Genomic DNA, 21,236 nt, shown 5'->3' on the forward strand with positions numbered 1-21,236 from the left:
CCCAAGGCATTCACCTGGGACCACCGGCCGGTCACGATTGGGGATTCAGGACAGAACGGCGATATCCTGCATGCGACGATAGTCTTCGTAACGAAGGGCATTGATCAGGCCACGCGCAACGCACGGCTCGATCGCCTGGCGGTCATTGAGTAAGGCTATTGTCAGACGCAGCAGGCGAGCTGGCAGATGGGGGGCTTCTTGCTCGACCTCTTTCAACAAGCTGGAATGGCGAGCTGCATCGAAGCTTCTTGCCAACAGCTGTCGCGACAGGCGTGTTGCAGCCCAACGCGATGAAATTGCAGACAAATAGAGACGGCTTAACAATCCCGGACGGATAACGCTGGCCTTGTTTTCTTGTGAATCAAGGTCACGCCTATCCGCCGGGGCACCGTGCCCAGTCTGTGCGAGACGCATCAGAAACCCCTTACAATTTCAACCGTAACGCCGCTTGACCCGAATGGGTTTCGGTGCCGTCATCTTACATTAACCAAGGTTAATGTCTATAAAGTGCATTACCATATGGCCATTTGCATGCTCGCATAAGTATTTATGATACCCTTCAATAGGTTAGACATATCGCCAGACCAGCGACCCGACCGACTCGCCAAAGGGGCTGAGCGAAAAAACGCTCGCTCCAAGCGGAAATCGGCAAAGCCTCTCGCTTCTGGGTTGTCGCGCGGCCATTACCGGCCCAAAACTGAACCTGCATCCGGGAATGGATGCTGCTTTTCAGGGGCGTCCTCGCGCGCCTCTGGTCTAAACAGAAAAGCTGACAGGCTTCATCCATGACCAAGCATATCACGATCCGCGAACTGACCAGAAACGGCGGTGAATCATGAGGTTCTGGCGGCGCAGCTCGCACGAGAGCCCGGCTTTTCTTCGCGCTTTTGATGCCGATTGGTATATGAGCCAATACCCCGATGTGGCACTGTCCGGGCTAAAGCCTGAGCGCCACTTTCTGCGATATGGCCATATCATGGGGCGCGATCCGGGACCGAACTTCTCGACCTCGTTTGCCCGGGCAATCTTGCACCTTGGTCCCGAGGAAGAGCCCATAGCGGCGATGGCGCGCCTTGAGGCCCAGAAAGTCAAAGCGGACCGGCGTCAGGTTTTGCAAGCGGCCGGCGAGGTCGCCTTACGGGGGCGTGACGATCTGGCGATTGCACTGGCCGATCGCTGGCTCACCGATAAATTGCAGCCAACAGCCCATTTGTTGCGCGCGAATGCCGCATTGCATCAGCAGGATGAAGCGGGCTGGCTGGCCGAGTTGAACGCCTATCTGAGCACCCAGGGCGTGGCTGAAATCGCGCTGCGTGGCGACGGTCCCCTGATCACCCGCCTGCAAGCGGCCCAGCCTGTCGAACCCATTCCCGATGGTCCGCTGGTCTCCGTTTTGATGGCTGCGTGGAACGGCGCGGAAACCATCGAAATGGCGGTATGCTCGATTTTGGATCAAAGCTGGCGCCAGCTGGAACTGATCGTGGTCGATGATTGCTCTTCTGATGAAACCTGGGCTGTCCTGACCCGCCTTGCCAGCAAGGACTCGCGTCTTAAGATTTTGCGCAACGAGATTAACGCAGGGCCCTATGTCTCGCGCAATATCGCGCTGTCGCAGGCAAATGGCCAATGGATCACCGGGCATGACGCCGATGATTGGGCCCACCCCGAGCGTATCGCACGTCAGGTCCAATGGTGCATTGCCAATGATGCGCCCGCCTGTTTGTCGGGTATGCTGCGTGTTGCCCCTGATGGCGAATTGGTGCGCTTCAATCCAATTGGCGGCAATGTGGTGGATGGCGCTTGCCGCAATGCGTTTATCTCGCTGATGGTTGATGCGCAGGTGCTGCACGGTGCCCTTGGCTATTGGGACGAGGTGCGGGTTGCGGGCGATTCCGAGATGATCCACCGCCTGCAAATGATCACCGGTCGCGACATTCACACCATCGACAAGGTCACGATGCTTTGCTTGGATAATCCGGCGGGATTGACCAATCACAGCCAGCTTGGCCATTCCGAAAGCGGTGGCATCTCGCCTCATCGGCGGGCCTATAAGAAGTCATTCATGAAATTCCACAGCAAGATCAAACCCCATAGCGCAAGGCTGGAGTTTCCCGCCCCCGAGCGGCGCTTCTCGGCCGCCAGCGAAATGTTGAATGCAGCCCAGACCGTGACCGCGCTGGTCCAATCTTATGCGGCACGGGGCTTGCGTCTAAAGCGGGACCTTGAGGCAGATGTGGCCATCGTTACGAACCTTGCCTTTCGTGGCGGAAACACCTCCTCGACGATGGAAGAGGTCGAATATTTCCGTCGTCAGGGCCTGAAGGTTGTGCTGATCCATTGCCCGACGCTGCGCGATGTCGGACGGCGGATCTCGCCCAAATTCGATGGGGTTGGCGAGCTTGTGACAAGCTGGACCCGGCTGGCCAGCCTACGCGCAAAAGTCTTGATCATCCGCCATCCGGTTGTGGTCACCTCGCCCTCATTCCGCGAGATTGCACCACATCTGAGCGCCGATCATACCTATGTCGTCAAGAATAACTCGCGCGCTTTGGCGGATGGGCGCGACGTCTATGACATGGCCGACATGATCGCGACGGTGCGCCAGATCAACACGCCCGAGCTGACCTTCTGCCCGATCAGCGGCGCGATGCGCGATGAGCTGCTTGCCTCGGGGGATAGCAGCATCCGGCTTTCTGAAAACGACTGGTTGCCGACGCTGGATGAAAGTCAGTATTTCGCCCCGCCCAAAGATCAGATGTCCGCGCCCTATCGCATCGGCCGCCACGGCCGGGACGGGGTCGAAAAGTGGCGTCAATCGGCGGATGAGCTGCGTGCAATTTTTCCCGATGACCCCGATTTCCGTGTCTCGATCCTTGGTGGGGCACGCAATGGGCTTAAGATTTTGGGGGCGCGCCCAGCCAATTGGACGGTTCACAAATTTGGCGACATCCCTCCGCTGGATTATCTGCAAAGCCTTGATGTATTTGCGTACTTTCCGCACAGCGGCCTGGTCGAAGGCTTTGGCCGCGCCATTGCCGAGGCGATGCTGGCTGGCGTGCCTTGCATCTTGCCCGCCAGCTTTCAAAGCACATTCGGTGATCTCGCGCTTTATGCGACACCACGCGAGGTCGCGGATCTGGTGCGGCGCATCGCTCGGGACGATGAGGGGCGGGTGGCCTATCTGCGCGAGGTCCAACAGATCGTGCGGCAACAGCATGCACCAGATCAGATCGGAAATCGTCTGGCTGCAGTCGCAGGGATCAGTTCAAGCGAGGGCGGCCCTGCGCCTGTTCCGGAACTTTCCGCTCATGCGCGTGCCTGGCGCCAATCGGTCCTGACGCCTTAATCCCTAGGCAAGCTGGCGGGAACATGCAGAAAAGCCGGCCCGATTGCTGCGGGCCGGCTTTGCAGTTTGGGGTATGCATTTTCCGCGTCAGATGCTGTCTGGATCAATCATCGTCCTCGTCAATGGTCGCGGCTGCCGCCTCGCCCATGTTGCGCATGTGATGTTCGATCGCGTCGTTCAGACGGCGATAGTAGAACAGCTTGCCATTTTCCAAGACCGCGCCCGAACGGCAAATCTTGCGTAGCGAGGACAGGCTATGCGAAACCACAATCGCCGAGGCATTTTCCAGCCGCTCCAACAGCAATTGATTGCTCTTTTCCTTGAATTGCGCGTCGCCAACCGCGGTGACTTCATCGATCAGATAGGTGTCAAACGGCACAGCCATTGAGCAGCCGAATGCCAGCCGCGACTTCATCCCCGAGGAATAGGTGCGAACCGGCAGGCGAAAATGCTGACCCAGCTCAGCAAAGCGTTCGACAAAATCGCACATCTCATCTGTGTCGATGCCATAGACACGAGCCACAAATCGGCAGTTCTGCTCGCCTGTCAGATCGCGGTGAAACGACCCGGCAAAGCCCACCGGCCATGACACGGACCCATCGGACAAGATCTCGCCCGAAGTGGGCTCGAGCGTGCCTGCAATCATCTGTAGCAGTGATGATTTACCCGCGCCGTTGCGACCCAAAAGCGCGATGGCGCGCCCAGTTGGGAACTTCATATTGATGTTGTCGGCCACAACCTTGGTTTTGCCGTTCAGACGATAGACCTTGCTCAGGTTACGCAGTTTGATCACGTAAAACCCCGTCAGCGCCGATCGCGCAAGCTATAGGCCGTCATCACGCCAATGATCCATGCCAGCAGCAAGAACCCCGCAATGGTGACCAACAGGCGCAAGCGCTTGGGATATTCGGCAATATGGGCAAGCGTCGGCTTGACATAGGCCGCCAGATAAAGCGCCTGACGATCTGCATCCGCCCGCGCGGCCTCGACCCCGGCCAAAGCGGCGGTATAGGTGGTTTCGGCAAATTGGCGATCCACCTCGAGCGCCTCATACTGGCTGACCACGTCCGACATGGCTTCATCATCCGGGTCAGAGGCCGAGCCGACCTTAAGCCGCTCATCGGCGATCTGCTGACGAATGACATCGACGCGCAACTTGGCTTGCGAGATGCGCGGGTCATCTTCGCTGCCAGCGTTGACCTTGACCATGCCGAGCTGAATCAGCGCCTCGGCCATTTGCTGCTGAAGGCTGGCCAAAAGTCCGGCCTGCCCGCTGACATAGCTGATCGGGTCGATGATCTGATGCTGGTTGCGGAAGCTTGAGACCGCCTGCCGTGTGACCTTAAGCCGATCCAGCGACCGGTCCAGCTCGCTTTGGGCAAGGCGCAGGCTGTCAGCGCGCGCGACAGCGTTGAGCTGGTTGATCGTGGTTTGGCTTTCATCCAGAATTGCCTGGGCGATCAGCTGTGCATCCTCGGGGGTATAGGCCTGAACGCGCAGATCAAGCATGCCTTGATCGTAATAGATTTTGACCTGGCGATGCCAGTGATCAAGCAGGGCCTCGGGGGTATCGCCGCCGCTATAGTTGAAGACGAAGTCACCGGGATGGCCCGACCACATCGTCTTCAGATCGACACGACGGTTTACCTGATCCACCAGCGCACGGCTTTGGATGAACTTGTAAAGGATGTCGGTATCCGAGGACGAGGATTGCGCCATGTCCAACAGCCCGCCCAGATTTTCGAGCGCTGTCGCCGATTTTTCGCTGCGCACCAAAAAGCCCACATAGGAGGCATATTGATCCGCCGCACGGGTCCAAAGATACCAGCCCGCGACCAGAACCGGCATCAAAACACAAAGCACGAAGCTGATGACGACCATATTGTGACGCTTGCGAACCTTGGCCGGTCCGGGCGCGCCAAAGCGTTGGGATGGGGGTGCAGCCTTCTTTTTTTCGGTGGTTTTTACGGCTGTGGTGCCATCTGCAACCAGTGGCATCTGCTCTTTCGTCATTAATGGGCAGCCTTGTTTTTCGAGGATCAACTCTTGCCAGCGCTGGATTTATCATACACCGTCCACCCCGTGTTTCCAGTGTCGTCGGGGACACTTTTCCTTGGTAAGAGCGGCGCAGGCCGGAACATGCAGACAAATTCACCGAAAATGGAAGACCGGACGCTGGGGCCTATTCGCTCTCATCGGCGATTCTCCGCCTCTCGCTCGATCTGGGCACTGATGCTGCGCGAGATGTCGACGACCTACGGCCGCAGTATCGGGGGCTATGCTTGGGTCATCCTCGAGCCAGTCGCCGGCATCGTGCTGTTGACGCTGATCTTTTCGCTCTTTTTGCGCGTGCCGCCGATCGGGACCAATTTCTCGATCTTTTATGCGACGGGCATGGTCCCTTTCATGTTCTACCACGCCATCAGCGGCAAGACCGCGCAGGCAATTCAATTCTCGAAGTCGCTTCTTGCCTATCCGGGGGTGACGCTGGCGGATGCGCTGATTGCACGGGCCATTCTGAACGGGCTGACCGGCCTTCTGGCGGGATATATCATCTTTATGGCGATTCTCGGCCTTTATGAGACGCGCACCAATCCGCAGATTCTGCAGATTTTGACCGCCTATGCGATGTGCTTTGTCTTGGCGACCGGCGTGGGCACCGTGAACTGCTTTTTGTTTGCCCGCTTTCCCGACTGGCAGACGATGTGGTCAGTCATCAGCCGCCCGATGCTAATCTTGTCCTGTGTGTTGTTCATGTTTGACAATATTCCCCACCCCTATGATCGCGTGCTGTGGTGGAACCCTCTCGTCCATGTGATTGGGCAGATGCGCAAAGGGTTTTACCTCAATTACCCGGGCGATTATGTCAGCCCTATGTATGTCTTTGCGGTGGGGCTTGGGCTTTGGGCTTTGGGCCTGGGGCTTTTGTTGCGCTACCACCGCCAAATCATGAATGAATGGTAGGGATGTGATGCAGACGGCCAGCTATGCTTCTTCGACGCAAATGCACGAACCAACGCCCCAGGAGGCCGAGATTGCAGCGCTGCGCCAAGAGTTGGCGGAGCTGCGGGCCGAGAACAAACGGCTTCGCCTGACCGAGCATCGCCATATCAACGAACTGGCCGCTTTGGTGCGTCATGCCGAGGGCAGCCCGCGCAAGTCACCGCTGGCAATGGTCAAAAGCCTGCACCCGGCCAAGTTGAAGCGAAAACATTGGAAATCAGTGCGCGCCAAGATCGTCAGCCATATGAGCCCTGGCATGAAATCCTTCGCTCGCAAGGTCAGGGCGCGCCTGTCTTAGGCATTGAAACGCCCTTGACGGGCCAGAGGCCGGATCTGGCAAAGTTTCCGGCAATATCTGTGTAATGATTGGTCGATGATGGGGTTGGCAGAAGTGCCTGGCAAAGTCGCAAAGCTGGCGCGGATCTGGCGCAATGAGGGCCTTAGCGGCCTTTTGGGGCGCGCGCGCTATCGCCGCTCGATCGCGCTGTCGCAAATCCCCCCCGCCCCGGATCTCAGCGCGGGCGTGCGGCTTGTGGATCATGGCCATCCTGCGCTGGCCCAGATGATCGCGCGCTATCTGACGGATCTGGGCATCTCGCAAGATCGGCTAAATGGGCCAGTCTTGCACATAGGCTGGCCACAGGATGGGGCGATGGTTGCGCCGGATGACATCGTCATCGCCGCGCCATCGAGCCAGCCTTGGACCCTGCCCAAAAATCTGCCGCGCCTGATCGTGGAGCACTGCGCGCAAAGGTTGGATCTTCTGGGGCAATGCCTTGCTGGCCAGCCACATGTACTGGCGATCCCCGCCCTGCCACAAGGCAACGCACCCTCAGATTGGCACGCATACGCACAAGACAACCGTTTTTCCCTGGATCGTTTCGCTCTTTTTTGCGGGGCTTTGGCGCTGGATCGCATCAGCTATGTGCCGCAGCTTAAAGCTGCCATGGCCCATGACAAACAGGTGCGGGTTTGCCTCAGCATGCCCGAAACCTTGCCCCGGCGCGCGGCCTTTCTGGCGCGTGGGCTGGATCAGTTTACGCTGGTCGACGGGTTGAAGCGCCATCCCAGCTGGAAAGGGGCTGCCAGCAGCTATCACATGCTGGCCCGCGCCGCGCTTGAAATGGGCCTGAGCCAACTGACCGTAGCGCAGGACGATATGCTGCCTGCACCGGGATTTCACGACAAGCTCGCGCGGATCGAGGCCTATTTCCCCCAAAGCGGCGCGGATATGTTCAGCGGTTTGATTACCGATGTCGACGACAGCTTTACCGCAGAAAATGCTGTAAATCTTGGCGATATTCAGCTGATTTCACTTAATAAAAGCATTGGGCTGGTCTTTAACATCTTTAGCCGACGTGCGCTGGAACGCTTGGCCGCATGGGATGAAAGCGCCGTGGATGTCGAGGTCAATACGATTGACCGTTTTCTGGGTCGAATCAAGGGCCTGCATGTGCTGACCGCATTGCCGCCCCTTGTCAGCCATGATGATGCGCTGCAATCCTCGATCTGGAGCTTCAGCAATGCCCGTTACAACAGCCTGATTGCAGCCAGCCACCGTCGGCTCGAGAAAATGGCGCGGAATTTGAAGCCCTGACGATATGCAACCGGCGCTTGGGCACATAGATCGCCAAGCGCAAGGCACAAGCCGCGCATCGTTTTCCCGTTCAAACTTGCGCACAAGCGTTCGTCAGCATCCGGCTCAGGCACAGCGACTGCCCCCTTCCCGCTTGCAGCGCGATTTGAAAATCTGGTGCTGATGGGTTGCGGACATACAGGCGGACCGCTTGAATACTCATACCAATTGCATTGCATGAAACGAGCCGTGCAAAAGTCAAACAGCCGAACAGGATTGTGCTTGACGATGAAAACGCGGCCCCTGCTGACCAACCAAGATGCGCGACGGCTGTTTTTGGATCGCCACCTGTTGCTTGGGCCCACGACAGGTCCAGCAAAGGGGCCGCCGTTAGAGGCGCTTCTGATCGACCTTGGCTTTGTCCAGCTTGACAGCGTGAACACATTGGCACGCGCCCATGACCTGATCTTGTGGTCACGTCGCACCCAGTACCGCCCGCAAGGGCTGGACGATCTGGTGGCACAACATCGCGCGGGTTTCGAACATTGGACCCATGACGCTGCCGTCATCCCGATGCGATTCTATCCCATGTGGCGGCTCAAGTTTCAGCGAGATGAGGCGCGGATCAAGCGCCTTTGGCCGAAGTGGCGGCAAGAGGGCTGGGACGCCGAGGTCGAGAATGTCTTGCAGCACATCTTGGATTTTGGTCCCGTTGGCGCGGCAGATCTTGGGGGTGAGACTCCAAAAGGTTCGGGCGGGTGGTGGAACTGGCACCCCTCGAAAACCGCATTGGAATATCTGTGGCGTTCTGGGCGCCTTTCCGTCTGTCACCGACAGGGGTTTCGCAAGATCTATGACCTGACCGAACGCGTCATACCCGCTGACCACCTCCGTGCCAGTGTCGCCGATGACGAGGTGATCGACTGGGCGATGATGGCCGCATTGACCCGTTTGGGATTTGGCACCAGCACCGAACTGGCGGCCTTTTTCAACATCGCAAATCTTGATGAGGCAAAACTTTGGTGCGCAAATGCCCTAAGACTTTCGCGCATCATCGAGATCGACGTTGAGATGGCGGACGGTTCGCGGCGCCTATGCTATTCCACCGCTGAGTTGCTGGAGAAGGTCGCAAGCCTGCCTCAACCCTCGGCGCGGATCCGCTTGCTGTCGCCCTTTGATCCTGCCCTGCGTGATCGGCAGCGGGCCGAGCGTCTTTTTGGATTTCGTTACCGGATCGAGATTTTCGTCCCCGCGGCAAAACGGCAATATGGATATTACGTCTTTCCCGTCCTGCAAGGCGATCGGCTGATTGGCAGGATCGATGCCAAGCGCGAGAGTGGCGTTTTAGCGGTGCGCGCTTTTTGGCCAGAACCGGGGCTTCGTATGGGACAGGGTCGCATCAACGCGCTGACCGCCGAACTGTGGCGTATCGCCCCTCTTGCGGGGATCAGCGAGGTCAGTTTTAGCCCCGATTGGCTGCGCGCCTAGGCTGCGCTCAAGCGGTCCACGCAGCGCGCGTCATGCAGGCATAACCCAGCACGAATTCTAGACTTATTGCCCAAGACCATTCATCCTTCACTTCGCCCGCCAAAGCATTGATGCAGGAGTCCATTGCATGACGATGCCGCAGATACTGGCCTTTGTGATCATTGCTGGCATGATGGTGCTCTTTATCTGGGGGCGATTGCGATATGACATCGTGGCAATGCTGGCGCTCATGGCCTCATTGCTGGCGGGTACGGTGGCGCCAAAGGATGCTTTTTCCGGTTTTAGCGATGACATCGTCATTATCGTGGCCAGCGCGCTGGTGGTCAGCGCTGCGGTTTCACGCTCAGAGCTGATTGAAACCGCCCTGCGCTGGCTGGTGCGCAAACTGACCGGCTATCGCGCCCAGCTTTTTGTGCTTGTCGGCTCGGTCACCGTGCTTTCGGCCCTGATCAAAAACATCGGCGCGCTGGCGATGATGATGCCGGCCGCCTTGAAAATGGCAAAGAAATCGGGAAACCCACCGTCGCGATACCTGATGCCCATGGCCTTTGGTTCCCTTTTAGGCGGGCTGATCACCATGGTTGGCACCTCGCCCAACATCATCGTGTCGCGCGTGCGCGAACAAATGACCGGAGAGCCGTTTCGCATGTTCGATTATGCGCCGGTCGGGCTGGGGCTTTCGGCCGTGGGATTGTTGTTCTTGATGTTTTTCTCGTGGCTTTTGCCTGCAGACAGACGAGCCGCAGCCTCGCTAAGTGAGGCGGTTGACATCAAAGACTATAACTCCGAGGCCACCGTCCCCCAGGATGCGGCCATCATTGGCCAGACGATTGGCGAGCTGCTGGGTCTGATGGACGGCGAGGTTGCGATCTCGGGGGTGATCCGGGATGGCAAACGCCGCGCGGTAACTTTGCCAGAATTTGTGCTGAAGGGCGGGGATATCTTGTTTTTGCGCGCACAACCCGACGCGCTTGAGCGAGCGGTCAGCAAGGCGGGTCTGACCCTGGCACGCCAGGATGCCCAACAAGCGCCAGAGGCCGCGGATCAAAAGGTCAACGTGATCGAGGCGGTGGTGAAGACCAACGCAGCCGTCATAGGTAAAACCGCCACTGATCTACGTCTGTTTGATCAGCACGGGCTTAACCTACTTGCCATCTCACGCGCGGGCCACCGGATGAGCGATCGATTGGGGCAGACGGCACTGCGCGCAGGCGACGTGCTGTTATTGCAAGGCCCGCAAGAGATCTTGCCAGAACAGATCCGCACCTTAGGCCTCTTGCCATTGGCTGAACGCGAACTGCGCCTGGGCTCGGTCAGACGCGATATCCTGCCCGTCGCTATCCTTGCGGTGGCCATGCTTTTGACAGCGCTTGGGATCGTGCCTGTGGCCATCGCCTTTTTTGCTGCGGCGCTTGCAATGATCCTGACGGGTGCGATTAGCCCAGAGCTCGCCTATGACGCCATCGAATGGCCGATCCTTGTGATGTTGGGCGCGTTGATCCCGGTCAGCGAGGCGCTGCAAAAAACCGGCGGAACCGAGTTGCTGGGGTCTTTGCTCTCCGACATTGCCATCGGCCTTCCGGCTTGGGGGGCGCTTGCGATGATTTTAGTGGCCGCCATGGCCGTAACCCCCTTTCTGAACAATGCGGCCACTGTGCTGGTCATGGCGCCAATTGCCGCCACCTTTGCCAACCGGCTTGGCTATGCCCCCGATGCATTTCTAATGGCGGTGGCGGTCGGTGCTGGCTGCGATTTTCTGACCCCGATCGGGCATCAGTGTAACACATTGGTGATGGGACCGGGCGGCTATCGCTTTGGCGATTATGCCAGATTGGGGGCGCCGCTTTCGCTTTTGGTTGTGCTTGTCGGGGTGCCGCTGATCCTAATGGTCTGGCCGGTCTAACCAATTTGGACCTAGATGGGCGCTTAAAATCCCAAACCTGTCATCCCGCCGCGCTGGCACCATCCAATGCGGCAAGCAAATAATCGCGCAAAACAACGGCATGATTGTGCTGGCGATCATGAGCGGCGGTCAGCAACGTGACCGGCCCCTTTTTGACCCAATCCAGACATTCCTGAACCCCTTGACTGTCTGCCTGCAGCTCGGCGCGGTAGCGGGTTTGAAACTCGGGCCAACGCGAGGGATCAGCATGAAACCATTGGCGCAGCGCAGTGGAAGGGGTCACAGCCTTTGGCCAGCCATCCAAAGAAAGCTGGGCTTTTGCCAGACCTCTTGGCCATAAACGGTCCACCAAAAGCCGCGCGCCATGCTCGGGCACAATCGGGTCATAAACCCGCGCCACATAGATCAAATTGGGTCGGTTAACCATCGGATCCCTTGCCCTAGCCCTCAGATGTTTTCAGGCTGCACCATCGTGATTGGCACATGCATCAGCGCCCCCCGAGCGCAGCAGAAAGCCAAAATCAGTGCCGCGCGCCAGCACATCAGCCAGTGAATACTTATCTAAAACCGCCATGAATGCCTGGACGGCCTCATCCAGTACCGAAGTCAATCCGCATGCAGGCGCGATGATGCAACTGCCGCAGCCAACCAGATCAAAACCATCTTCGGTATGGCGAACCAAAGCACCGATATTGATCTGCTCTGCCGGTCGGGCCAGACGCACCCCACCGTTGCGCCCACGCGCGCTTTGCAGATAACCCGCGCCAACCAAATCGCTGACCACCTTCATCAAATGGTTCTGAGAAATATCATAAGCCTTTGATATATCGGAAATAGACCGCAGCTCTTGCGGGTCGCGCGCCAGGTATAAAAGCACGCGCATAGCGTAATCTGTATAGCGCGTCAGTCGCATTTTCTGCCCGAGCAATAATTAATGCATTTATGTTGCATGTATTTCGTCACGAGTATAGATGCATTTGATATGCATGTATTCATATTTTGACATGCGATTTTGAACTTTGGTAAGCAAAGAGGCGATTATGACCCAGACTCTAAGTCCCACGACGATTGCGCTGGTCAAGGCAACTGTTCCCGCACTTGAGGCGCATGGTCTTGAAATCGTAAAGGAAATGTACAGCCGTCTTTTCCAAACGGCCGAAATTCGTGACCTGTTCAATCAGTCAAACCAAGGCAGCGACGGCGCCCAGCCTCGGGCGCTGACGGCCGCAATTCTGGCCTATGCCAGCAATATCGAAAACCTTGCCGCACTGGCACCCGCAGTCGAGAGGATTGCGCAAAAGCATGTGGGCCTGCAGATTCTGCCGCAACACTATCTATATGTCGCCGATGCCTTGCTGGGCGCGATCAAACATGTCCTTGGCGACGCCGCAACGGATGACATTCTGGCCGCCTGGGGCGAGGCCTATTGGTTTCTTGCCAATATCCTGATCGGGCGCGAGGCAAGCATTTATGATGAACAGCGCCAATCGAGCGGCGGCTGGAATGGCTGGCGCGATTTCCGAATTGATTCGATCACCCAGGAAAGCCGCATTATCAAATCTTTTGTTCTGCTCCCTGTTGATGGGGGGCCAGTCATGCCCCACAAGCCGGGGCAATATCTGACCCTTGCCCTGGACATCGCCGATCATGGCTTGGTCAAACGAAACTATTCGATCTCTTCCGCCGCGAACGGTCGCAGCTATCGCATCACCGTCAAGCAGGAAGAGGGCGGCATAGCCTCGGGCTGGCTACACAACCAAGAGCCCGGCACCTTGATCAAGCTTGCTGCCCCTGCTGGTGAATTCTTTCTGCCTGATGCACCCCAGCGCCCCATCGTCCTGCTGTCTGGCGGGGTAGGCCTGACGCCGATGGTCGCCATGCTTGAGGCTTTGACCCAGGCCCAGTCTGACGTTCCTGTCCACTTCGTCCATGGCGCTCAAGACCGCACGACTCATGCAATGCGTGAGCATGTGAAAGATTTGGCACAAGGCGCAGCCGCCATGACCGTCACCAATTTTCACCAATCCCCGCTGAGGGACGAGGTCCAAAGTTCCGATTATGACGTCGAGGGATTGATTACGGCTGATTGGCTGATCAACTTCACCCCAATTGCCACGGCCGACTACTATATTTGTGGCCCACGGCTGTTCCTGCGGGCAGCGGTCAGCGCACTTTCTTTGGGCGGGGTCCCTGCGTCGCGGATTCATTACGAATTTTTCGGCCCGGCAGATGAGGCTTTAGCGGCCTGATCCGTCTCTTTGCCAAATGTACTGCCGCCCCCGTTTCTGTCACCTGGGGCGGCAACCCTCACAGGTTAGACCAAACCAAGACACAGTCTTGCCGTGCGATGCGCAAGCGGCAAAGGGAACTTCATTACACGAAGAATGCCAGATAACTGATTATATTTACTCAACATTATCTAGACCATTAGACGAACCTAGTCCGTGAAGATGTTTGAAAAGCTGACACATTAAACAGAACGGACACAGTCAAAGCCTTCCGCAAGTTAACCTAAGGTCAACTTTACTCTTGCACGGAATTGGACCTGATTAACCTTCCTGAACTTGGTTAACCTTTTCGACAGGTGGTTAAAGTAACTCCCCCGCAGTAAATGAGAGTGACTGTAACGATTAATTTGTTTTAACCAGTGTGTTTGTAATGATCCGGCGCAATTGATCAGCCGATAGAGATGTTTCAAATCGGCTGATCAGCCAGACTGCTATGCTAAACGAAAGACCCTAACTGCGCCGCCAACTAAAAGAGCGCTACTTGAAAGCGGAAAGCTTCACTCTCCGCTTTCAGTAACATTGTTTTAGAGATTAGTTGGCCATTACCAGCGCACGCCCGCTTTGCTGATGCCTTGCAGCCAATTGACGTGCCGGGGTTCCGGTCAGCAAAGGTCGTGCAGGCAACGTCAGATGGCCGTCGTTGCGCAAATCCGGAAAGAGCGCGAAAATCTCTTGAGCTGCTGACTTCCCGACCCCTTTAAGAGCCTCGGGCCCGGTGAACAGCGATTCTGTTTCTGCGCCATTCGAGCAGACGATTTCGTGGCGGTCGAAAAGAACATGGAAATATTCGACGCCATCCACGCCTGCAACGATGTCAACGCCTTCCAGAACCAGCAATTGCTTGGCCGCCACAAGGACCTCGGCCGCGCCAAACAACTTTTGGGCGATCGTCGAGCGCACCAAAATGCGATGCTGCGGGGAAACCGTCAGATCCTGACGAGGAGAGTTCGCCCCAAGCGCACCTGCGCTAATCTTGATCGGCCGATGCTCGGGAAAGTTGATCAGATCCAGGGTCGAGAGCTTGCGCGAGCCGATCCACTGGATCTGCTGCAATCCGTTGTCCTTGGTTCTCACCCAGTCTCCGACGCGCAGATCCTCGATCGCCACCATCGCGCCATTCTCACCTTCGAGCAAGGTCCCGCGGGCAAAGCAAGGAACCGCATATTCGGGCTCGTCAGGGTCAGCCGTGCCTGGAAAGATAAAGGTATCCGTAGAGCCGTTCAGATATGCACCCTTGTTCGCCGCATACAGGTTGTACTGCTGCTGGGTCATTTTGATGCGAACGGTGACGCTGTTTGTTATATCCCCGTTCTCTAGCCTAAGATATCCACCCGAATAAGCGTTGGCTGCCTCTCGTAGGATTCCCGAGCCCAAAACCCCGCTACCGGCAACTGGGATCTGAATCCGGTCACCAGGACCAATATCCTCAACGTTTAGCGTAACCCCAGCTAGAACACCAATGGTCGGGCGATCATAAATAAATGTCCCCCCCCCGGATCCGGAGAATGAAATCGTGGTATTGTTTAGCAAATTCGTCAGTCCAGACGCGACGCCAAGCCCGCCCGCGCTCATGTGAACTGTGCTATTCCCATCGATGATAAGATTTTTTTGGTCTAAAACCTTAACATCTAGCAAAGCCGTGTTAATGTTAACCGTCGCACCACCGGTGGCAACCACGTAAGAGTTATTAATAGCACTGGCGCCAATGACCGTTGTCAAATCAATCGTGCCAGCGCCATGGTAAACAACAGTATCCGCGTTTCCGACGCCAAGGCCTACCAAATCAGCATTGGTTGGATTTTGTGTTGTATCAACAAAAACTTTGTTGCTTTCAAGAAGCGCAAGATCGATTAAAGCCATTTGAACACCCAGAATTGACGCCGAAATTATTCAGCGTTGAAATTTCGATACGGCTGCAAAACATGCAGACAAAATATAAGATTGACGGCGTGTTAGTTAATAAAAATGGGCAACAGAATTGTTACCAAATCAACAATAAGCCAGCTAACATTAGCCATTAATCTTCGTAAAGAAATGGTTAATGTCAACTTGTGATTGTTATTAAATTTCACAAATCGCCTTTGAGGCCTGTTAAGACATTCAAAACACGCCGAAAATTTTTGAAAAACTTTCGCAGCTTCCACCGGCCTCGTTTCCGCCGAAATCTTAGGTTTTTGCCATAAATATCGTTTATTATCAGCGCATAGCCCCCCAGCCACTGCCCAGCCATCAGCAGGCGGTCTCGTGAACACCTGCCCTTGGGCGCCGCCAGTAAGACTGCGAAGCCACGCTTGAATCCAAACCACGATCACTGCCGACGCGACACCATCCTCACCGACTGTGGATTTCAGGGCGAGTGGCCAAGAGCTGTCAGCGTCGCAAAGTGCATTCCCCCGCCCGAAGCAGACTGGACGTATACCATCGTAGACACGCCAACCCACACCGCCAAATCATTACGCTCACCCATAATCTATCCATTATCAGTGCGAATAGGGCTGCGGTTTATATCGAAGATTCTGGCGGACGACTATTCTCCTGAATAAAAATACCCTTCAGCGAGATTTTCTGCTCAATTCGTAAGTATCGGACGGCTTACTGAATGGATACCGATCCACCCCTTGATTGTGAGTGGCGTACATACAAAGACCTGTGTGCAATTATCCTTCGGCATATTGGGCACTCACAGGTATCCGTTGACTTTCATCCATGCCATTGACATCACGTCACTTGGTGCCGCGAGGTATCATGAGTTCGCATGTTATCTATTAGTGATAACGCGAATGCGCAAATGCCGTTACATAATAGAAAAAGGGCCCAGAGAATTACTCTGAGCCCCAGTATATCCATTTCTTTACTTAATGCGCGGCGACGATACCGGTTTGGGTGTTAAGCCCATTCAATGCAGCATTCATCCCGATTGCAGTGATCGCGCCCATAATGACAGGGGATTGAAACACCACTTGCGACCATGCCGGCATGAACTGAAAGAAGTCGGGTTTGACGATGGTGATCATTGCCATGGCAACGCTAAGACCCACGACCATGAAATTGTTGAAACTCGTGTCAAAGTCGATCTTTTGCAATGTTTTGATCCCAACCACGACCAGCGTACCGAACATGACAAAGCCCGCGCCCCCCACAACCGGCTTTGGCAAAGAGGCAATAGCTGTCGCAAGAACTGGCGAAAGGCCAAGGATGATCAGAAAGCACCCCGCCAACGCGACTGTCCAGCGGCTGCGCACCCCGGTGATGTTCACCAAAGCGACGTTTTCGGAGAAAGCCGTATAGGGGAACGAGTTCATAACCCCGCCGATGATCGTCGAAAGCCCGTCCGCCCTTAGCAGATCCGAGATGGTACGCTCGGTCGCGGGGCGCTCGACCATTTCACCCACGACGATCGCATCGCCAATAGACTCGACCCATGTGATGGCGACGACCAGACACATGGTCAGGATCGGAACCAGGTGAAACGTCGGCATTCCGAAATAGAAAGGGGTTACGATTGCCACGGGCGCCGCATCTTTGACCGCGCTGAAGTCAAGCATACCCAGAATTGCCGCCAGAATGACCCCGATGATCAGCCCCAAGAATACTGAGATGTTCTTGATGAATCCTCGGCCGAAAACGTTCAGCATGACAATGGATGCCAGCACGAGGAAGGCTAGCCCAATATAGGCGGGCTTACCCGCATCAGGCACGAAGCCCCCAGCCGCATATTGGGTTGCGACGGGCAGAAGGCTGAGCCCCATCACCGTCAGGACGGCGCCCACCACGACCGGGGGAAAAGCGCGCACGATATAGCGCCCAAGTGGCGCCATCAGCAGCGCAAAAAAGCCCGCCGCGATCACTGCTCCGTAAATTGCCTGCAACCCTGCTGTCGGGCCACCCGCAAGGATCGACGGGTTACTGCCAATGGCGATGACAGGTGAAATCGCCGCGAATGTAATCCCCTGCATCAATGGCATTCTGACGCCAAAGCGCCAAAATCCCACCGTCTGGATCAGCGTCGCAAAGCCGCAGGTGATCAAATCCGCCTGAATCAAAAAGGCGATTTGGGCCTGAGTCAGATTAAGCGCACTGCCGATGATAAAGGGCACGGCGATCGCGCCAGTATACATGACAAGAACGTGCTGTACTGCCAACAGGGACATTTTACCTGCTGGTAAGACTTCATCAACGGCAGCAACCGTGCGCGCGTCAACCCTGGTGACGGCTTGCGCCTCACCAGCCTTCAAAGATTGCAGTGTCATGAAAGCAGCCTCCTAGACGGAACGACCGATGTTCGGGATTTTACCAGAACCCGTGATGGGCCTTTGCTATTTCCTCTTCGAGCTCGGGAACCGGGCCCAGGACCTGGACCTTGCGCTGGCCAGCCTCGAAAATATGCTCGCACGGCATATCCATGGTCAGGTTTTCCGGATTATCGCCGGTCAGCACCGCCAGACGCTTTTCGGTCATACCATAGACCACGCGACCGATGCCCGCCCAATAGGTGCCGCCCGAGCACATGCAGCAAGGCTCGACCGAGGTGACCAATGTGCAACCCGCCAGAAACTCGGGTGAATAGGCTTTGGCGGCATCGCGCGCGACGTTCATTTCTGCATGGCCCACGCCTTTGTCATCTTTGAACGTATTGCCCGAGGTCAGCAAAATCTCTCCGTCCGGCCCGGCAAGCAGGGCGCCGAACGGGTGGTTGCCGCTGTCTCGGCTTGACTGCGCAAGCTTCATCGTCTCGCGCAGGTTTTTCAGATCGGCTGCGGTGACGGTTGCAGCGGTGGCGGCGGGGTTAGCGGATTGTGACATCGTCTCTCTCTTTGATCGTCTGTAGCTCTCCTGCCAGCTTTGCCCATCACACCTCTTGCAACAAACAGAATGAATCGCGCATTCTGTTCGAAAATACTGCACAGGATCTTAACCATGTCCGCTTTCTCACGAGAGCTGTTCACCTTCATCGAGGTCGCTCGCGAAAAATCCATCCGGCGCGCCGCGGACAAGCTGAACCTGTCGGCCTCGGCCCTGAGCCGTCAGATGCAAATCCTTGAGCAATCCTATGGTACGCCACTTTTTATACGCGTCCCCAAGGGGTTACGCCTTACCAATCAAGGCGAGGCGCTGTTGGTGCAGGCGCAAAAATGGCTGGATGATGAAACCGCACTGCGTGTCGAGATGCGCCGCAAAAGTGGTGAAAATCGGGGATCGGTGCGGCTTGGCATCATGGAATGCCTGACACCCTTTTTGGCCCATAGCCTGCCCGCCTCGAAGCTGTCGCTTAAGGTTCAGGTCGGCGATACGGCCACGCTTGTCGATCTTCTGCGCAAGAATGAAATTGATGCCATGCTGGCGTTTAACGTCCCGCGCCTGCCAGAGCTGCGCATTCATGACGAACGCAGCTACGAGTTGGGCGTGATCTATACCCCTGCCCTTGCACCAAAAGGAACCGCTCCGTTTCGGCTCGAGGATTGCGTCCACGCGCCGCTGTGCCTGCCTGATACAAGCCTGTCGGTCTGGCCCCGTCTGGATGCGGAAATCTACCGCGTTCATGCCAAGCCCAAGATCATATTGCGGTCCAATTCGATCGCTTTGCTGACCGAATATGTGACTGCGGGGGTTGGCATCAGCTTTTTGACATCTCTGGATGCCGCAGCCGGGGTCCGAGCCGGAAATTTTCACTTTTCCCGGCTGGATAACCGCCGCTTGGCCGAACGGCTTTTCCTTTGTACCGCGATCAATGCCCCCCTCAGCGCCGAGCAGAGCAGACAGGTCAGTACACTTTTCAAAAGCATTCCCGACGGCGATCCGCAGAACCCAAAGTAAGGCCCGCAGCACCCTGGCCGCTTACGGGTGTGTTTTCAAACACATGCCGCCTGCTTGGTCCGAGTGACGGAACCAGCAGGGGTTATTTTATACATTATGTATCGACAGAAGATAAAATTCATAAATTGACCATGCGTCAATTCGCATCGCCATATACCGGACCGCATTTTGCGGAAACGGAGATATTCATCGATGAACGTGACCTTCTGCCTTGGCCTTACCGCATCCCTGATGATCACCAGCGCCACCTTGGCGCAAAGCAGCGATGATCTGTCGATCGCCATGCTTATTCCGGGAAAGATCGATGACAATGGCTTTATGGAGGCAGGCTATAATGGGCTGTTGAAGATCGAAAAAGATCTGGGCGCAGAGATCTCCTATCGCGACGGTGTCGAGCCCAAGAAAGACGCGCTGACCGCCGCATTGCGCGAGTTGGCGCAAAAAGGCCCGGATATGGTCATCGCGCATGGTGGCCAGAACAATGAGGCCGCCCAGATTGTGGCCGCAGAATTTCCAAACATCCCCTTCGTGGTCGTTCAGGGCAATGTCACGGGGCCCAACCTGTCCAGCTATGAGGTTTTGCAAGAAGACAGCGCCTGGCTGGGCGGCGCGATGGCGGGGCTGATGACAAAATCCGGGGTGGTCGGACATATCTCGGGCATCCGCGTTCCGCCGGGCCTGAAGGGACGGGGCGGCTTTTATAACGGCCTGATGCATACCAAGCCTGATGCAAAGTTTTTGACGATTTTTGCGGGAAATCAAGATGATGTAGCTTTGGCCGCGCGCGTCGCCAAGGCCGAGACCGATGAGGGCGCGGATATTATCTTTACCATGCTGAACGCCGGACGGCAGGGCGCAAGCGATGCCATTCGCACCGCAGGCGTCAAACAGATCGGTAATGTCATCGACTGGACCAAAATCGATCCCGAGGTTTATCTGGCCTCGGCCATTGCTGATGTCAGCATTCCCAGCGTCGAGGCAGTCCGCGACCTGAAAGAAGGCAATTGGAAGCCCGCGATCGTCAAACATATCGGGTTGGAAAATCCGGATGCCGTATCGCTGACATTCTCGGATGCGGTCCCCGCCGAGGTTCGCGATCAGATCACAGCCTTGCGCGAGAAAATCGTGAAGGGTGAGATCAAAGTCTCGACTGAATATGACGGAGCCGAGCTTGCCGTGAACTGACCTTATCAGGTCGATCTGTCATCTCCGGCTTGCCGGATGACCGCATATTTCAGATGTCGGGCGCGCGCGTTCGGCATCATGCCTGCCTGGGCTGGCCGTGGGATGCGCCGGGAACTCTGCGTGAGAAATGGGTGCCAGATGTGCTGTTTGGCCACGCAGATCAGACCCTTTCGATCGGACCGCTATATTGGGCAATGCGCCCATCCGCTGTCAAAAGCACCATGCCCTCGGCAATGGCTTGCGCAATCAACATGCGGTCAAAGGGATCACTGTGGATCGCGGGCAGGCTGGACAGCGTCAGGCAATGACGTCCGTCCACCGACAGCTCGGAATAATCATTGGCCAAAAGCCCCGCGCGCAAAACGCCCGGCTCGACCCGAAAATCGGGGCGGTTCAGACCTCGTTTAATTGCCACCTCCCAGATCGAAGCGGCGCTGAACCATAGCTGATTGACGGGATCAAGCATCAGGCTGGATGCACGCGCCGACATCTTCTGGGGTGAGAAGGCAGACCAGAGCAAAAGATGGGTATCAATCAGCAAATTCATGCGGGAAAATGATCCTCGCGGCCTTCGAACAGATCGCGGATCTCATCGGCGCCGATGCTGTCGAAATCGTCTGGAATACTATACTG

18 protein-coding genes are annotated in these 21,236 nt (G+C 56.4%); 9 read left to right on the forward strand and 9 right to left on the reverse strand.

Annotated elements, in window-relative coordinates; all coding sequences use genetic code 11:
• Window positions 1–45: 45 nt before the first annotated feature.
• Window positions 46–414, reverse strand: coding sequence for a hypothetical protein (locus RTS12_RS04135; RefSeq protein ID WP_312525786.1), 369 nt, complete (start codon window positions 412–414; stop codon window positions 46–48).
• A gap of 421 nt (window positions 415–835) precedes the next feature.
• Here RTS12_RS04135 and RTS12_RS04140 point away from each other — a divergent pair, with 421 nt between their 5' ends.
• Window positions 836–3,346, forward strand: coding sequence for a glycosyltransferase (locus RTS12_RS04140; RefSeq protein WP_312525788.1), 2,511 nt, complete (start codon window positions 836–838; stop codon window positions 3,344–3,346).
• A gap of 103 nt (window positions 3,347–3,449) precedes the next feature.
• Here RTS12_RS04140 and RTS12_RS04145 read toward each other — a convergent pair whose 3' ends face one another.
• The gene (locus RTS12_RS04145) at window positions 3,450–4,139 is read right to left on the reverse strand and encodes an ABC transporter ATP-binding protein (protein WP_312525790.1); all 690 of its coding nucleotides are present in this window, start codon (window positions 4,137–4,139) and stop codon (window positions 3,450–3,452) included.
• A gap of 11 nt (window positions 4,140–4,150) precedes the next feature.
• Window positions 4,151–5,359: a hypothetical protein gene (locus RTS12_RS04150; RefSeq protein ID WP_312525792.1), complete on the reverse strand. Its 1,209-nt coding sequence runs from the start codon at window positions 5,357–5,359 to the stop codon at window positions 4,151–4,153.
• 126 nt (window positions 5,360–5,485) lie between these two features.
• Between RTS12_RS04150 and RTS12_RS04155 the strand changes: the two genes are divergently transcribed.
• From RTS12_RS04155 to RTS12_RS04175, 5 genes are all read left to right on the forward strand, one after another.
• Window positions 5,486–6,310 carry an ABC transporter permease gene (locus tag RTS12_RS04155; RefSeq protein WP_312525794.1) on the forward strand — a complete coding sequence of 275 codons (825 nt, stop codon included), beginning with the start codon at window positions 5,486–5,488 and terminating at the stop codon, window positions 6,308–6,310.
• A gap of 7 nt (window positions 6,311–6,317) precedes the next feature.
• Window positions 6,318–6,647, forward strand: a complete 330-nt coding sequence (locus tag RTS12_RS04160; protein WP_312525796.1) for a hypothetical protein — start codon at window positions 6,318–6,320, stop codon at window positions 6,645–6,647.
• A gap of 75 nt (window positions 6,648–6,722) precedes the next feature.
• Window positions 6,723–7,946: a hypothetical protein gene (locus tag RTS12_RS04165; protein ID WP_312525798.1), complete on the forward strand. Its 1,224-nt coding sequence runs from the start codon at window positions 6,723–6,725 to the stop codon at window positions 7,944–7,946.
• Window positions 7,947–8,213: 267 nt separating this feature from the next.
• Entirely contained in the window at window positions 8,214–9,413 is a 1,200-nt protein-coding gene (locus RTS12_RS04170; protein WP_312525800.1) for a winged helix-turn-helix domain-containing protein, read from the forward strand.
• A gap of 127 nt (window positions 9,414–9,540) precedes the next feature.
• The gene (locus RTS12_RS04175; RefSeq protein ID WP_312525802.1) at window positions 9,541–11,316 is read left to right on the forward strand and encodes an SLC13 family permease; all 1,776 of its coding nucleotides are present in this window, start codon (window positions 9,541–9,543) and stop codon (window positions 11,314–11,316) included.
• Between the two features lie 40 nt (window positions 11,317–11,356).
• Here RTS12_RS04175 and RTS12_RS04180 read toward each other — a convergent pair whose 3' ends face one another.
• Together RTS12_RS04180 and RTS12_RS04185 are read right to left on the reverse strand one after the other, a co-directional pair.
• Window positions 11,357–11,743 (reverse strand): DUF488 family protein, encoded by a 387-nt coding sequence (locus RTS12_RS04180; protein ID WP_312525804.1) that lies wholly within the window; start codon window positions 11,741–11,743, stop codon window positions 11,357–11,359.
• A 30-nt stretch (window positions 11,744–11,773) separates the two neighbouring features.
• Window positions 11,774–12,229 carry an Rrf2 family transcriptional regulator gene (locus tag RTS12_RS04185; protein ID WP_312525806.1) on the reverse strand — a complete coding sequence of 152 codons (456 nt, stop codon included), beginning with the start codon at window positions 12,227–12,229 and terminating at the stop codon, window positions 11,774–11,776.
• Window positions 12,230–12,356: 127 nt separating this feature from the next.
• On the opposite strand from RTS12_RS04185, the gene hmpA reads away from it, so the two are divergent.
• A complete protein-coding gene (hmpA, locus tag RTS12_RS04190) occupies window positions 12,357–13,565 on the forward strand; it encodes an NO-inducible flavohemoprotein (protein WP_312525808.1) in 1,209 nt (402 codons plus the stop codon).
• 570 nt (window positions 13,566–14,135) lie between these two features.
• On the opposite strand, the gene RTS12_RS04195 is transcribed toward hmpA, so the two are convergent.
• From RTS12_RS04195 to RTS12_RS04205, 3 genes are all read right to left on the reverse strand, one after another.
• Complete coding sequence (locus RTS12_RS04195; RefSeq protein ID WP_312525811.1) at window positions 14,136–15,464, reverse strand: Hint domain-containing protein; 1,329 nt, start codon at window positions 15,462–15,464, stop codon at window positions 14,136–14,138.
• A gap of 995 nt (window positions 15,465–16,459) precedes the next feature.
• Complete coding sequence (locus tag RTS12_RS04200) at window positions 16,460–17,854, reverse strand: nucleobase:cation symporter-2 family protein (protein WP_312525813.1); 1,395 nt, start codon at window positions 17,852–17,854, stop codon at window positions 16,460–16,462.
• Window positions 17,855–17,894: 40 nt separating this feature from the next.
• Window positions 17,895–18,407 (reverse strand): nucleoside deaminase, encoded by a 513-nt coding sequence (locus tag RTS12_RS04205; protein WP_312525815.1) that lies wholly within the window; start codon window positions 18,405–18,407, stop codon window positions 17,895–17,897.
• Between the two features lie 114 nt (window positions 18,408–18,521).
• On the opposite strand from RTS12_RS04205, the gene RTS12_RS04210 reads away from it, so the two are divergent.
• Complete coding sequence (locus tag RTS12_RS04210; protein WP_312525817.1) at window positions 18,522–19,418, forward strand: LysR family transcriptional regulator; 897 nt, start codon at window positions 18,522–18,524, stop codon at window positions 19,416–19,418.
• A 192-nt stretch (window positions 19,419–19,610) separates the two neighbouring features.
• Window positions 19,611–20,603 carry a BMP family protein gene (locus tag RTS12_RS04215; RefSeq protein ID WP_312525819.1) on the forward strand — a complete coding sequence of 331 codons (993 nt, stop codon included), beginning with the start codon at window positions 19,611–19,613 and terminating at the stop codon, window positions 20,601–20,603.
• A gap of 160 nt (window positions 20,604–20,763) precedes the next feature.
• On the opposite strand, the gene RTS12_RS04220 is transcribed toward RTS12_RS04215, so the two are convergent.
• Window positions 20,764–21,150, reverse strand: a complete 387-nt coding sequence (locus tag RTS12_RS04220) for a type II toxin-antitoxin system VapC family toxin (RefSeq protein WP_312525821.1) — start codon at window positions 21,148–21,150, stop codon at window positions 20,764–20,766.
• Window positions 21,151–21,236: the final 86 nt, after the last annotated feature.

It is taken from the genome of Paracoccus sp. (in: a-proteobacteria), from assembly GCF_032007265.1.
GTDB lineage: Bacteria > Pseudomonadota > Alphaproteobacteria > Rhodobacterales > Rhodobacteraceae > Paracoccus.

Bases quoted from the DNA above. Each gene is read 5' to 3' on its own strand.
- RTS12_RS04205 (WP_312525815.1), bottom strand. From the start codon at position 18,407: ATGTCACAATCCGCTAACCCCGCCGCCACCGCTGCAACCGTCACCGCA.
- RTS12_RS04135 (WP_312525786.1), bottom strand. From the start codon at position 414: ATGCGTCTCGCACAGACTGGGCACGGTGCCCCGGCGGATAGGCGTGAC.
- RTS12_RS04165 (WP_312525798.1), top strand. From the start codon at position 6,723: ATGATGGGGTTGGCAGAAGTGCCTGGCAAAGTCGCAAAGCTGGCGCGG.
- RTS12_RS04210 (WP_312525817.1), top strand. From the start codon at position 18,522: ATGTCCGCTTTCTCACGAGAGCTGTTCACCTTCATCGAGGTCGCTCGC.
- RTS12_RS04185 (WP_312525806.1), bottom strand. From the start codon at position 12,229: ATGCGACTGACGCGCTATACAGATTACGCTATGCGCGTGCTTTTATAC.
- RTS12_RS04200 (WP_312525813.1), bottom strand. From the start codon at position 17,854: ATGACACTGCAATCTTTGAAGGCTGGTGAGGCGCAAGCCGTCACCAGG.
- RTS12_RS04180 (WP_312525804.1), bottom strand. From the start codon at position 11,743: ATGGTTAACCGACCCAATTTGATCTATGTGGCGCGGGTTTATGACCCG.
- RTS12_RS04150 (WP_312525792.1), bottom strand. From the start codon at position 5,359: ATGACGAAAGAGCAGATGCCACTGGTTGCAGATGGCACCACAGCCGTA.
- RTS12_RS04160 (WP_312525796.1), top strand. From the start codon at position 6,318: ATGCAGACGGCCAGCTATGCTTCTTCGACGCAAATGCACGAACCAACG.
- RTS12_RS04140 (WP_312525788.1), top strand. From the start codon at position 836: ATGAGGTTCTGGCGGCGCAGCTCGCACGAGAGCCCGGCTTTTCTTCGC.
- RTS12_RS04175 (WP_312525802.1), top strand. From the start codon at position 9,541: ATGACGATGCCGCAGATACTGGCCTTTGTGATCATTGCTGGCATGATG.
- RTS12_RS04215 (WP_312525819.1), top strand. From the start codon at position 19,611: ATGAACGTGACCTTCTGCCTTGGCCTTACCGCATCCCTGATGATCACC.
- hmpA (WP_312525808.1), top strand. From the start codon at position 12,357: ATGACCCAGACTCTAAGTCCCACGACGATTGCGCTGGTCAAGGCAACT.
- RTS12_RS04220 (WP_312525821.1), bottom strand. From the start codon at position 21,150: ATGAATTTGCTGATTGATACCCATCTTTTGCTCTGGTCTGCCTTCTCA.
- RTS12_RS04195 (WP_312525811.1), bottom strand. From the start codon at position 15,464: ATGGCTTTAATCGATCTTGCGCTTCTTGAAAGCAACAAAGTTTTTGTT.
- RTS12_RS04170 (WP_312525800.1), top strand. From the start codon at position 8,214: ATGAAAACGCGGCCCCTGCTGACCAACCAAGATGCGCGACGGCTGTTT.
- RTS12_RS04155 (WP_312525794.1), top strand. From the start codon at position 5,486: ATGCAGACAAATTCACCGAAAATGGAAGACCGGACGCTGGGGCCTATT.